This is a genomic window from Bacillus sp. BF2-3 (genome assembly GCF_008368795.1).
In the GTDB taxonomy this organism is placed as follows: Bacteria; Bacillota; Bacilli; order Bacillales; family Bacillaceae_G; genus Bacillus_A; species Bacillus_A cereus.
Genome location: NZ_QOSA01000026.1, coordinates 1 through 11,382, shown reverse-complemented (window position 1 = coordinate 11,382; position 11,382 = coordinate 1). Strand labels below are relative to the sequence as shown.

Here is an 11,382-nt window from a genome sequence, read left to right as displayed (position 1 = left end):
GGTTTTTTTTATTATAAATTTATGTTCTCAATATCAGTTCGTACTATAGAATACAATAATGCATCGTGTTGCTTATTTCCTTGATGAATATATCCACGCAATAGACCTTCCTTTTGGAAGCCAATTTTAGATAACATTCTACAAGAAGTATCATTTTCAGGATATGTAATAGCTCCAATTCTAAACAAACCTAAATCTTTAAATCCATAATCAATAATTTCTCGAGCTGCTTCCGAAGCGTAACCATTTCCCCAATAACGAGGATGCAGATCATATCCAATCTCAGATCGTTTACTCCATAATTGTAAATTGTTTAGTCCAATTGTTCCTATTAAAACGTTCGTTTCTTTTAACACAATTCCCCATCGTATTGCCTTTTTCTCAAAGTAATTTTTTGAAAAAGATTCGATCATACGTGAAGCTTGTCCAAACTCCGTAAAAGAATTCATACCGTAATAACACGTCACTTCATCCAATGAAAAGATTTCATATATTTTTTGACAATAAGATTGTTCTATTTCAACTAAACGTAAGCGTTCTGTTTCTAATATAGGAAATGCCATAGGATCACTCCTTTCTCTCTACTCATTCATTATATCAGAAAAAATATGTATAATTAGTAAAGTCCTTATTGTTCCATAAGTCAAACATTTCTAATGGCGCATTCCCTCTTTATTCTATATACACGAATTGGATACCTTCTGATTGGGACTCAAACATGACGCTATAATTTCCATAAATCAAATTTTAAATTATCAAGAACTGTAAAGAATTTGTTCCTTCATTTTTCCCTTCTAAACAACCATCCTAACCCATACATTTATGGTAAAATATAGTTAATCCATTTTACGCTATGGAGGTGTAAAAATCTATGTATATATTCATCGGCTTATCCCTCTTACTCATATTACTTATTTTTTTATTCGCAAAAAAATTCACACCAAACTCATTCATGATGACTAGCTTTAAAGGCAATAGCTTTAAGACATTTTCAATCGGTATTTTAATCGCTGCCATACTCTCACTTTCATATGGAACTTATCATGCAGTAACATATCAACCTAGTTATTTAGATATTAAATTAAAAAATCAAAACTATACTGTTTTCGGTAATGTAGGCGAATTCGGTTATTTCTCCGAAGAATTATTAAAAAAAGATACAGAAGTACAACTATATTTCGTCTCTTGGAAAACAATAAAGTTAAAAAATCCGGTAATACTTATAGAATATCCTTCAGGAAAACAAGAAACATGGAAGCCAAATATCGTATCAATACCGGTAAATAAATTACAAGAAAAACTTGATATAAAAGATATTTATCAACTATCACCGTATTCATTTAAAGAGTCTGGAGAAATAATATTAACAATAAAAGAAAACAATGTAAAAAACAATACAATTTCCATTCAAATAAAATAAATAAAAACTGTTCCTCCATTTTGCTGAAGGGACAGTTTTTATTTATTCTACAGTATTATTTATTTAATGTATCCATTATTTCATTGGCTATATTCTTTCCATTTCCAATACACGCACCAATTCCAACACCATAATATGAGGCACCAGCTAAATATACATTTGGATAAAGATTCGTCATTTTTTCTTGTAATGCTTGAACCGCTTGATTATGTTCTAAATGATATTTCGGCATTAAATCTTTCCAATTTGTAACTTCAACTACTTCTGGTTCACCTTTAATTCCGAGACTCTTTTCAATATCATATAAAGCGACTCGTACTAATTCTTCTTCACTGTAATTCTTGATTGTTTCATATACCGGATTGGTACTCTTATAAAACATTCTAACTAATAATTTTTGTTTACCCGATGTATGTTTCCACTTTCGACTTGTCCATGTACAAGCATCACAATGTAAATCACTGTTTTCCGTTACAATAAACCCCGTACCATCAGCTGGTAGTTGTTCATCTAGTATGTCAAATCCTAAATAAATACTTATAAGAGATGAGTTTTTAAATGTATTAAACTGCTCATTTAACTCATTAGACTGTAATAAAGTTTGTGCAATATCATGTGGAGCTGCTAAAACAACATAATCAGCTTGTATTGTTTCATGATTTGCAAAAGAAATCTCATATCGATCCTCTTGTTTACTTACAGCCGTCGTTATAGCACCTTTTTTTACGACAGTTTCAGTCAGCACTTCTTCTAAGCGATTAATTATCGTAGATAGTCCACCTTTAAATGATACGAATTTTTTATTTCCCGCTGATTGAAATTGTTTTTTATTCTCTTCAAAACCTTTAATAATACTTCCATACTTATTTTTATAATCCAGTAAATACGGTAATGTAGATGCCATTGTAAGCTCATTCAATTTACCAGAATATACACCTGAAAGCACAGGAGCAATTTGTCTTTCCACTAACTCTTTCCCTAAAAAGCTTTCTAAAAATAAAGCAAGTGATGTATCTTTCGTAAACTCTTTATTTTTCGTTATGAAATCTTTTAAAGCTACGATTTTCCCCTTCGTTGAGACTAGCGTACTGCTAAACAACGACTGGGCGCTCATCGGTATCCCAAATATAGTATCAGAAGGAATCGGATGTAACATGTTTTCAGAATATATGTAAGAAATACCCGTTTCATTATATACCATTTCATTTTCTAAATTTAAATCTTTTACAAGTGGCATAACGTGTTCATTACGAGCAACGATTGAATCCGCTCCTGACTCCATAATGAAATCCTTTTCTTCCACACTATGGATTTTACCACCTAAATACTCTTCTTTCTCAATAAGAATTAAATTTAAATCGATATTATAATCCTTTTTTAATTTTTCTAAATAAAACATAGTAGAAAGTCCCGTTATACCTCCACCGATAACAACAACTGTTTTCATATGTGCTGCGCTCCTAACCGATACAATTAATAATTCCTTTTTATTATAACCAAAAGTCCTTATATTCGACTAGCAAGTTGCGCATTCTGTAAGAAATTAGACAATATATTTTAATATATTTTCAAATTACCTAATAAAAAAGAACTATAACATTTACAAACCCCGTCATAGTTCTCTTTATTTTAAAAACATAAAGTAATTGATTAATTTGTCTAGTTCTTGACTCAATGCCAATACTTTTTCATGTTGAATTCCATAATCCGATACTAAATATAAAAGTTCTTCTTTTTTTATTTCAATTACTTTTTCCAATTTCGCTAGTTCCATGTCGTTTTACATCTCTCCAAAAATAAAATGTATGTATTTCAGTATAGCCTACTTACATAATTAGTAAAAGTAAAATACGCATGTAAAATCTTACATATTTGAAAAAATAATATACTACTAACAAAAAAAGAAACTAGATTAAACATCCTTTTACAGATCATTAACGTTCATTAAGAATGAATAACATAACGGAATTTTTCTAATGTGATATCTTTATAATTTGGAGCTCTCTGTATATGATTAAAATAACTATACGAGAATTTAAATACATGACCAAAATCCCAATCGAATTCACTATAGTCTTTTATCCAAAATATATTTTCAGTTGGTAAAATATTTGCACGTTTAGATTGAATTAAAGGTAATCGATCTATAGGTGAGTGTAAAGGTATTTCCGTATTCAGCTTGAGCTTTTGGCTAGCTCTTAGTACGTATACTAGTTTTAACAGCGGACGTATCCCTCGTTGAAATATATCTATATGTCCTAAATCGTACATTATATTAATTGCGTGGGAGTATGTAAGCAAATGCCCAATTAAATCATGATGTGATTCCGCTCGATAAATACTATTAAATTTCGATAACTCATTTAAAATGAACTGAGATACTTGTGTTGGATTACTCAATTCACTTTGTATCTCCTCTTCAAAACTTAATTGTTTTACTTCTTTCGTCGTATAACCAATCCACGATCTACCTGGAATTGTTTTTCGAAATGATAAAATAAGAGTAGTAATCCCTTCAATTGCTTGATTATCACCCCATTTTTGTAGCTCTTTCATAGCTAATAAACTTAATGACGCATAAATGACGTTATGCCCCACCCAATGAAGCTCATCAATCGTTTGTTCTAAAGATTTTATAATCATATTTTCCGCAATTTTAAAATCTATTTCTTTTTTATCATCAATCATCTCACCAATTTTTTTCTTGTTCAGCATCATCCTTGTTTGCGAATACATATTACGAGCTGTTTCTTCATCAATATTATTATCTTTCATAAAAAAATAACTAGCAATTGCAGCTGCTCCAAAATGTGCATGCCAAATATCATTTGTTTCTTTTTTACATTGAGAAATAATTGAAAGACCGCCTTTCAAAATACTTTTTTCCATTTTCTTTCTCCCCTATTAAAAATCACTATATTTTCATCCTAAAGATGGTGTCAGTACAAATAAAATGTGATTCGATTCATCACTTTTATTCAAAAATCGATGCTTCACATTCGGTGGAATACGTACAACATCGCCTTCTTCTAAATAATATTCTTTTCCCTCCAATTCCACATACACTTCCCCTTTCATAATAACAGCAATCTCTTCCTTATCTTCATGGGAATAATGGCTTTCTGTTGTGTTTGCTCGTTTATTTAAATCCATCATTAACATTTCAATACGTGCTTTCATAAAATCAGGTGTTAATACATCATATACAATGTGATCATTGTTTTCCCGATATACTTTTTTTCGATCTTTTTTCTTAGAAATGAGCGAATCTGTATCGATATTATTAATAAAAAGTGTAAACAGCGGTACATTTAATGCTTTTGCAATTAACTCCAAAACATTTAAAGAAGGATTAGCATGTCCTCTTTCAATTTGGCTAATTAGTGATGTACTAATTCCTGCATAATCAGCGAATTCACGAATTGTCATATTATTTTTCTTACGATAACTTAATACTGTTTGTCCAAGCCTATCATGTATCATAGTAAAACTTCCTTTCATCCATCATAATGCATATTTCATTGTCTTTGTGCTGACATACTAAACAAAGGCAAATAATCCTTTCCTATTATCTCCGGGACTTATATACTTACCTTTGTACATTATATCGTATTAAGTTCATTATAATAAACATTCTATCGGAGGGACAAACTTTGAAATCACCTATTCTTTCATATTGCATCTTATTTTTTGGTGTATTCGCCTTATCAACTTCAGCTACTTTTGTAAAATTGGCAGATGCTCCTGCGACAATCATTGCTTTTTACAGATTATTCTTTGCCACACTAATTCTGTTACCGTTATTACTATTTAATAAAAATAGTCGAAATGAGCTAAAAACTTTAACGAAAAAACAATGGGCACTTGGATTCGTATCTGGGCTATTTTTAGCTGCACATTATGTACTATGGTTTGAATCATTACAATATACTTCTGTAGCAAGCTCTACAGTTATCGTAACGTTACAACCTTTGTTCTCAATGATTGGTGGTTATTTTTTATTTAAGGAGAGATTTACGAAAGGAGCAGTTATTGGTTGCCTCATCGCTATTTCAGGTAGTATCATCATTGGCTGGCAAGATTTCCAAATTAGTGGAGAAGCTTTATATGGAGATATTTTAGCACTTATCGCTGCCGGTATCATTACTGCTTATTTTTTCATTAGCCAACACGTTCGTAAAGATTTGTCACTTATACCATATTCGGTAATTAGTTATGGAAGTAGTGCTAGCTTTCTTGGCATATTTGCTTTCACGCAACAAGAATCTTTCATCCATTACTCTACACAAACTTGGTTGTGCTTTATTGGATTAGCTTTCATTGCTACAATTTTAGGACAAACCATTTTTAATTGGTTATTAAAATGGATAAGTGCTACTGTAATTTCAATGAGTATTTTAGGTGAAACAATTGGCACTTGTATACTAGCGTACTTTATATTACATGAGACCATTTCTTTACAACAAGGACTAGGAATTACCGTTATTTTTATTGGTTTAGTATTATTTTTATTGCAGCCAAGTTCTAATAAAAAAGCATGACAGTATACTGTCATGCTTTTAACTATTCATTATGTACAATTAAACCATTCGGTCTAAAACGACTCATCATAATTTCATTAATAAACTTTCCATGAGCTTTCAAATTCCCTATCTTTACTCCCTCTTCTACAAATCCAAATTTTTCATATAAAGCTTTTGCTTTTGGATTCGTTTCTAACACACCTAGTTCTACTCTCTCTAACATTAACCAATTATCAGCCAAATCAAGCATCTTCGTAAGAAGTGCTCTCCCAATTCCTTTATTATGATATTCACTGTCTACCCCAATGAATAAATCGCCTGAATGAGATCTTCGGCCCGGACTTTGTGTTAAACCTACAAACCCAACAACTTCTCCATCATATTCTGCAACAAATTCAAATTGATTTGGTGCTAAATTTCGAATTCTATTTTCCATAGCCTCTACACGCATGCTAGGTAAGAAAACCATATACGGTAAAACATCATCCTGTATACATATACGATGAATTGCTCTAGCATCTTGTATTTCTACTGCTCTAACGTTGATTCCCATCTTTCTCTCCTCCATATAAATAACAATATATTTGTGTGTATTCTAGAAACGTTCACGAATGACCTTCTCGCCCGGATTTATTTATGTCATTTTTACATAATTATTTCGATATAATACTTAATTTCCAAAAAGATTAAAGACTATATGGATATGGATTTGGTTAACTTTTCACCTTGTTATATAAATCAAGCAAATTTTCAATTAAAATACCATTTAGTTTCATGCCGACTATATCACAATTTTCTATTTCAATATTTTTCAGATTACTATTACTTATAGTGCTACATTCCAAATCACATTTATCGAATACAATAGGTTCCTTCTCATCTCCGAGACTTGTATTTTTAAATTGCACTCCACCTAAAGTCACCAAATTAAATTTACTGCCAGAAAGATTTAAATCTGCATATGATGACCTTCTAAAATTTATATTTCTAAACTTGGATTGACTTACATTACAATTACTCATATTCATATTCATTATATTGCTACCAACAAATGAACTGTTTTTTAAATTCACTTGATAATACTCTTTATTTGCTAAATTACAGTTTTCGTATTGACTATTTTTCATATCTTTATTTGTAACTACACTGGCTTTGTTTGAGCTTGTTTTTATTCTTTTCACGTAACAATACTCATCTTCCGATTCAAAAATCATTTGGTAACCCATCTTTTTATAAAAGTGATGATTGTTAATTTGTCTACTAGATGTTTCGAGATCCCAAATCTTTATGTTCGGATATTCCTTTTCTATTAATTTCATAATATGTGATCCAATTCCTTTTCCTTGATAAACAGGATCTACAAAAATACGATCAATTCGACCGTACGACTTACCAGAAATCGTAACTATTATCCCTCCGATTATTTCTTTATCCATTACAACTTTGAAAGAATCCAATTCTTCAATGGAATATTCCATCATTTCAACTGAAGAATATCCTGGCGGTTGAATGTTATAATCAATGACATCATCTTGGCCGTATAGCCATTGTTTTGCTTCTGCATCAAATGTTCTTTTCATTATTTCTGTTAATTTCTCAGCATCTAAAATTGTAGCTTTTTCTATAGATATTTTCGTCATTTTCGTTTTCCCCTTCATTATTACAAACCAACCATTTTTGTGAATGGCATAATTATCAATTCACTTTTGTTTTTAATGCTTTTCCCATTATTACATATGGAACATCATTTTTACTTGGATGAAATGGTTCTAATACATTTACCCAATCTAATCTTTCATATAACGAACGTGCTTTTTCATTGTTTATTTGTGTTGTTAAAACACTCGTTCTATTTGGAATCCCTTCTAGTAATTCATTATGTAATTTCGTTCCAAGACCTTCATTTTGATATTGTGGGTGGACTGCTAACTCTACAAATTCAAAACAATCTTGTAACCATTCGTCTACTTGCTCTAGATGTAACGCTTCTCTCATTAATTGATTATAGTACTGTCCCTCGATTGAGCGATAACCATAAGTAAAACCAACTACTTCATTTTCATCATTTATTGCTACTATACCTTTAAAACCTGTATATTCTATATGCCTATTCATTCGCTCGATCATTTCATTGAAATTTGTTTTCTCAAATACTTTACAATACAAATTTTCCATATTCCCAATTAGGATCTCATCTTTTTCAATGCTTATGAATTTCACTTTATTACCCCCTATTAAAACATTTATATCCTTAATTTTTTTAAAAACAAAGAAAATTAACACTAATCACCCTCTTTACTATTAAACTACAAATCACCCTATATTTTCCACAATTACTTAGTATTAATGAATAATAAAAAGAGACCATGTAATATAAACATGTTCTCTTCTTTTATTCATTTTCAATTTTATCCCGCTATTTGCCGGGCAGTAAGACCCCCACCTCAAAATTCAGCGAAAGCAAAGAAGTTAGGTGGGGGTCGGGCTAATAATCAGCGGGGGCTGACACCCCACTGATTAAAGTTTCACTTTATATAATTAAAAATTAGATATTACTTAAGCCACTCGTTGCAAGTATTACTTAACTGCTGTAAATCTTCTATAAATTGACTCGCATCATATCCATCACAAACCGAATGATGTACTTGCAATGAAACTGGTAGCATAACCTTGTTTCCTTCGTTAAAATATTTCCCACAAGTTATAATTGGCAATAGAAAATTTTCATCATTATTAATATTAAGATTAAATCCAGTAAAACTAGTCCAAGGTATGCTAGAAATCGGAAATACATTAGGCGGAATATTTTCTTTCGTGAAAAGACCATGAACATTAGCATAGCATCTCATATCGTCTTCATAATTATTATAGAAAGTGCGGAAATCACTTGAATAATCCGTCCATATACTTGAAAAAGACTTATCATCTTTATGAAAAATTGTATAACTCGGTATCATTTCCTCCCAATAGCCTAAAACTCCTTCATCGTTAAAACATGTTCGAAATTTTTTATAATTATTTACTACTCTAGAAATTAAATATATAAAAACGGGATAAAATTTTATTCCCTTTTGATATACTTCCCCTAATAACATCGTGATATCAACATTCACAGTCATACTAAATGTACATTTCAACTTTAAATAATACTCAAAATACTGCTCTCTATTCCAATCTTCTCTATCAATTACATGAAACTTCATTCTAATAGCCTCCTAAAATTTTCTTTTTATTTTAGAAGGCTAATTCCCTTGCTTTCACCATAATTGTTCACTCCTAACAGTTTACAACTCACCCTAATTATTCATTTAATTATATAACATATTTGAGACTCCCACGACTAAAGTCGCAAGCCCTAATCCTTACGGATTGACGGGTGGGATTCTTGAATGACTAAACGTTCGCAGTCCATTTCTGTTTTGAACAGACTTCAAGATGAGGGCATCTCATTGCCCCTCCTAAGACAGTGCGTATAGCATCTTAGGCTGATTGACTGTGACCATCAATCACAGTTGCGTAGCGAATATTCATCGCCCCAACAATATCACGATGTTTCTCAAATCCACATCGGCACTTGTATTTTCTGTCTGGTGCTTTGTTCTTTTCAGAACATTTCGGACATGTTTGACTTGTATAAGCAGGGTTCACATATTCTACCTTAATACCAACTAAATTCGCTTTGTATTCAATGAATTGTGCTAAACGATAGAATGACCAAGTGTGTAGATTTTTCTCGTTTTTACGGCTTGTTCTTGCCGTCTGTCTAATATTCGTTAGTTGTTCTAAACGAATAACAGAAATGTTATTATCAGTTGCAAAGTCAATGATTTCACGACTTACTTTGTGGTCTTGGTCTTGCATCCATCTTTGTTCTTTATCATCAAGTTGTCGAATGGCATTTAATTTCTTATTTTCACCTAACTTCTTACGAACACTACGAAACTTACGTTTCATATATTTGTTTTGTCTACCATTGCCGAAGAAACGAACTTTCTCATCGTCTGTGATGGCTACCGCAGGGACTTTAAGACCTAAATCTACCCCTAAAATCTTCGTTCCTGTTTTTTCATTTGTAGGAATTGTGACAGATATTTGAGCAATCCACTTATTAGATTTCTTCGTGATACGAAGTGTACCTAACTTGTGTGTTAACAAATTAAAATTGCGATTATATTTATCAGTTAATAAAGCACGAACCTTTAAGCGAGTTGATTTTCCATTTACCATGAGTGGAACTGAAATGTGCGTGAAGTCAAACGAATAGTTTTGATTGTTCCATACACAAACAGGTCTCTTTAGAATCGGAATAACTTTGTATTTACTTTTTTTCACCTTTGTAGAAAACACACTTTTAGCGTCTTTAATTGCTTGGTTCTTCACTGCGCTTGGAAGATTCGCTTCAACATCTTTTGTACTTTTCTTAGTGCTCTTCTTCGCTTCAGCCATTTCAGATACAAGTGTATTAATGACTTTGATATACTCATAGCTACTTTGTTCCAATAACTGAATTTGTTCTTTTGTTGGAAGCAATTTAACTTTGACTGTGATTGTTTGTGACACAATTTTCACCCCCTCGTCTTTTGATTTTCAACATACTGTTTAATTGTCTCAGTCGATACATTTCCAGCAGTAGAAACAAAATAGGAACGTGTCCATAGACTTGGCAAGTGTTGAAGATGAGGAAACTCTCCTCTCAAACGCTTCGATGTCACTCCTTTAATTTTCGCCATTGTGTCAGCAGGACTAAGTGTTGGTAGTGTATTTAAGAACAAGTGAACGTGGTCTTTGTCGCATTCCATTGCGACAATAGCAACATCCATTTCTCCGCATATTTCTTGAACCAACTCTTTGAAACGTTCTTCTACTTTTGTGTTAAGAAAAATTTTTCTTCTGTATCGCGGGCAAAACACAAAATGGTAGTTAATTAATGACACAGTTGTTTTGGTTCTTCTATAATCATTTATCATATTCACATTGTATCAGTTTTACTTTTAAACTACACCACAAAAGATACCAATATTTTGGATACTTAAAGTACCACAAACTTAGCGATTTTTAGTGGTACTCCGTATCCAACCTCACTTTCATCCCATGCCTAAAGGCGATGGGCTTTCCCGTTCGGAAAGGGCTGTAAGAATCAATTCACATATTTCTGGAAATCCATCCACATACTATAGATAAATCAAATGAAATTTGGAGGATACATACATGAATGACAAAAGTATAAATAAAAAAGAAAATGTTACTGAAAACACTACATCTATTCAAAATAATAATACTGCAAATCTTACTATCGAAGAACAAGCAATGAACGGCTTATACGGAATGCCCGAAACAACAATTGAAGATGCTGATCACTCTGCAGCTGATGATTTAACTTCAAAAAATTAATTAACTACATTTAAAAAAGCCAAGGAAAATTGAAGTGACCCCTAAAAG

The 11,382-nt window shown here is 31.7% G+C and carries 14 protein-coding genes; 3 read left to right on the top strand and 11 right to left on the bottom strand.

Annotated features, from left to right (window positions below; all coding sequences use genetic code 11):
• Positions 1-11: 11 nt before the first annotated feature.
• On the bottom strand, positions 12-563 hold the full coding sequence (locus DN401_RS20060; protein ID WP_000885397.1) for a GNAT family N-acetyltransferase: 552 nt from the start codon (positions 561-563) through the stop codon (positions 12-14).
• Positions 564-871: 308 nt separating this feature from the next.
• On the opposite strand from DN401_RS20060, the gene DN401_RS20055 reads away from it, so the two are divergent.
• Positions 872-1,420: a hypothetical protein gene (locus tag DN401_RS20055; RefSeq protein WP_000275240.1), complete on the top strand. Its 549-nt coding sequence runs from the start codon at positions 872-874 to the stop codon at positions 1,418-1,420.
• 55 nt (positions 1,421-1,475) lie between these two features.
• Here DN401_RS20055 and DN401_RS20050 read toward each other — a convergent pair whose 3' ends face one another.
• The 4 genes from DN401_RS20050 to DN401_RS20035 all read right to left on the bottom strand — a co-directional run bounded on the left by DN401_RS20050 (position 1,476) and on the right by DN401_RS20035 (position 4,903).
• Positions 1,476-2,867: a protoporphyrinogen oxidase gene (locus DN401_RS20050; protein WP_048538736.1), complete on the bottom strand. Its 1,392-nt coding sequence runs from the start codon at positions 2,865-2,867 to the stop codon at positions 1,476-1,478.
• 177 nt (positions 2,868-3,044) lie between these two features.
• Positions 3,045-3,194 (bottom strand): aspartyl-phosphate phosphatase Spo0E family protein, encoded by a 150-nt coding sequence (locus DN401_RS20045; protein ID WP_000417698.1) that lies wholly within the window; start codon positions 3,192-3,194, stop codon positions 3,045-3,047.
• Positions 3,195-3,364: 170 nt separating this feature from the next.
• Positions 3,365-4,309 carry a hypothetical protein gene (locus DN401_RS20040; RefSeq protein ID WP_086402005.1) on the bottom strand — a complete coding sequence of 315 codons (945 nt, stop codon included), beginning with the start codon at positions 4,307-4,309 and terminating at the stop codon, positions 3,365-3,367.
• 33 nt (positions 4,310-4,342) lie between these two features.
• Positions 4,343-4,903, bottom strand: coding sequence for a helix-turn-helix domain-containing protein (locus tag DN401_RS20035; protein WP_100655395.1), 561 nt, complete (start codon positions 4,901-4,903; stop codon positions 4,343-4,345).
• Between the two features lie 170 nt (positions 4,904-5,073).
• Here DN401_RS20035 and DN401_RS20030 point away from each other — a divergent pair, with 170 nt between their 5' ends.
• Positions 5,074-5,961, top strand: a complete 888-nt coding sequence (locus DN401_RS20030) for a DMT family transporter (RefSeq protein ID WP_100655396.1) — start codon at positions 5,074-5,076, stop codon at positions 5,959-5,961.
• Between the two features lie 22 nt (positions 5,962-5,983).
• Here DN401_RS20030 and DN401_RS20025 read toward each other — a convergent pair whose 3' ends face one another.
• From DN401_RS20025 to tnpA, 6 genes are all read right to left on the bottom strand, one after another.
• Positions 5,984-6,496: a GNAT family N-acetyltransferase gene (locus DN401_RS20025; RefSeq protein WP_000512619.1), complete on the bottom strand. Its 513-nt coding sequence runs from the start codon at positions 6,494-6,496 to the stop codon at positions 5,984-5,986.
• Between the two features lie 160 nt (positions 6,497-6,656).
• The gene (locus DN401_RS20020; protein WP_127063941.1) at positions 6,657-7,601 is read right to left on the bottom strand and encodes a GNAT family N-acetyltransferase; all 945 of its coding nucleotides are present in this window, start codon (positions 7,599-7,601) and stop codon (positions 6,657-6,659) included.
• A gap of 37 nt (positions 7,602-7,638) precedes the next feature.
• Positions 7,639-8,163, bottom strand: a complete 525-nt coding sequence (locus DN401_RS20015; protein WP_000668808.1) for a GNAT family N-acetyltransferase — start codon at positions 8,161-8,163, stop codon at positions 7,639-7,641.
• A 332-nt stretch (positions 8,164-8,495) separates the two neighbouring features.
• On the bottom strand, positions 8,496-9,146 hold the full coding sequence (gene catA, locus DN401_RS20010; protein ID WP_086402009.1) for a type A chloramphenicol O-acetyltransferase: 651 nt from the start codon (positions 9,144-9,146) through the stop codon (positions 8,496-8,498).
• 277 nt (positions 9,147-9,423) lie between these two features.
• On the bottom strand, positions 9,424-10,503 hold the full coding sequence (locus tag DN401_RS20005; protein ID WP_086402010.1) for an RNA-guided endonuclease TnpB family protein: 1,080 nt from the start codon (positions 10,501-10,503) through the stop codon (positions 9,424-9,426).
• Between the two features lie 5 nt (positions 10,504-10,508).
• Entirely contained in the window at positions 10,509-10,910 is a 402-nt protein-coding gene (gene tnpA, locus DN401_RS20000) for an IS200/IS605 family transposase (RefSeq protein ID WP_000606465.1), read from the bottom strand.
• A gap of 241 nt (positions 10,911-11,151) precedes the next feature.
• Here tnpA and DN401_RS19990 point away from each other — a divergent pair, with 241 nt between their 5' ends.
• Positions 11,152-11,334, top strand: coding sequence for a DUF4021 domain-containing protein (locus DN401_RS19990; RefSeq protein WP_086402011.1), 183 nt, complete (start codon positions 11,152-11,154; stop codon positions 11,332-11,334).
• The last annotated feature ends 48 nt before the right edge of the window (positions 11,335-11,382 follow it).

Bases quoted from the DNA above. Each gene is read 5' to 3' on its own strand.
- DN401_RS20060 (WP_000885397.1), bottom strand. From the start codon at position 563: ATGGCATTTCCTATATTAGAAACAGAACGCTTACGTTTAGTTGAAATA.
- DN401_RS20055 (WP_000275240.1), top strand. From the start codon at position 872: ATGTATATATTCATCGGCTTATCCCTCTTACTCATATTACTTATTTTT.
- DN401_RS20050 (WP_048538736.1), bottom strand. From the start codon at position 2,867: ATGAAAACAGTTGTTGTTATCGGTGGAGGTATAACGGGACTTTCTACT.
- DN401_RS20045 (WP_000417698.1), bottom strand. From the start codon at position 3,194: ATGGAACTAGCGAAATTGGAAAAAGTAATTGAAATAAAAAAAGAAGAA.
- DN401_RS20040 (WP_086402005.1), bottom strand. From the start codon at position 4,309: ATGGAAAAAAGTATTTTGAAAGGCGGTCTTTCAATTATTTCTCAATGT.
- DN401_RS20035 (WP_100655395.1), bottom strand. From the start codon at position 4,903: ATGATACATGATAGGCTTGGACAAACAGTATTAAGTTATCGTAAGAAA.
- DN401_RS20025 (WP_000512619.1), bottom strand. From the start codon at position 6,496: ATGGGAATCAACGTTAGAGCAGTAGAAATACAAGATGCTAGAGCAATT.
- DN401_RS20020 (WP_127063941.1), bottom strand. From the start codon at position 7,601: ATGAAGGGGAAAACGAAAATGACGAAAATATCTATAGAAAAAGCTACA.
- catA (WP_086402009.1), bottom strand. From the start codon at position 9,146: ATGAAGTTTCATGTAATTGATAGAGAAGATTGGAATAGAGAGCAGTAT.
- tnpA (WP_000606465.1), bottom strand. From the start codon at position 10,910: ATGATAAATGATTATAGAAGAACCAAAACAACTGTGTCATTAATTAAC.
- DN401_RS19990 (WP_086402011.1), top strand. From the start codon at position 11,152: ATGAATGACAAAAGTATAAATAAAAAAGAAAATGTTACTGAAAACACT.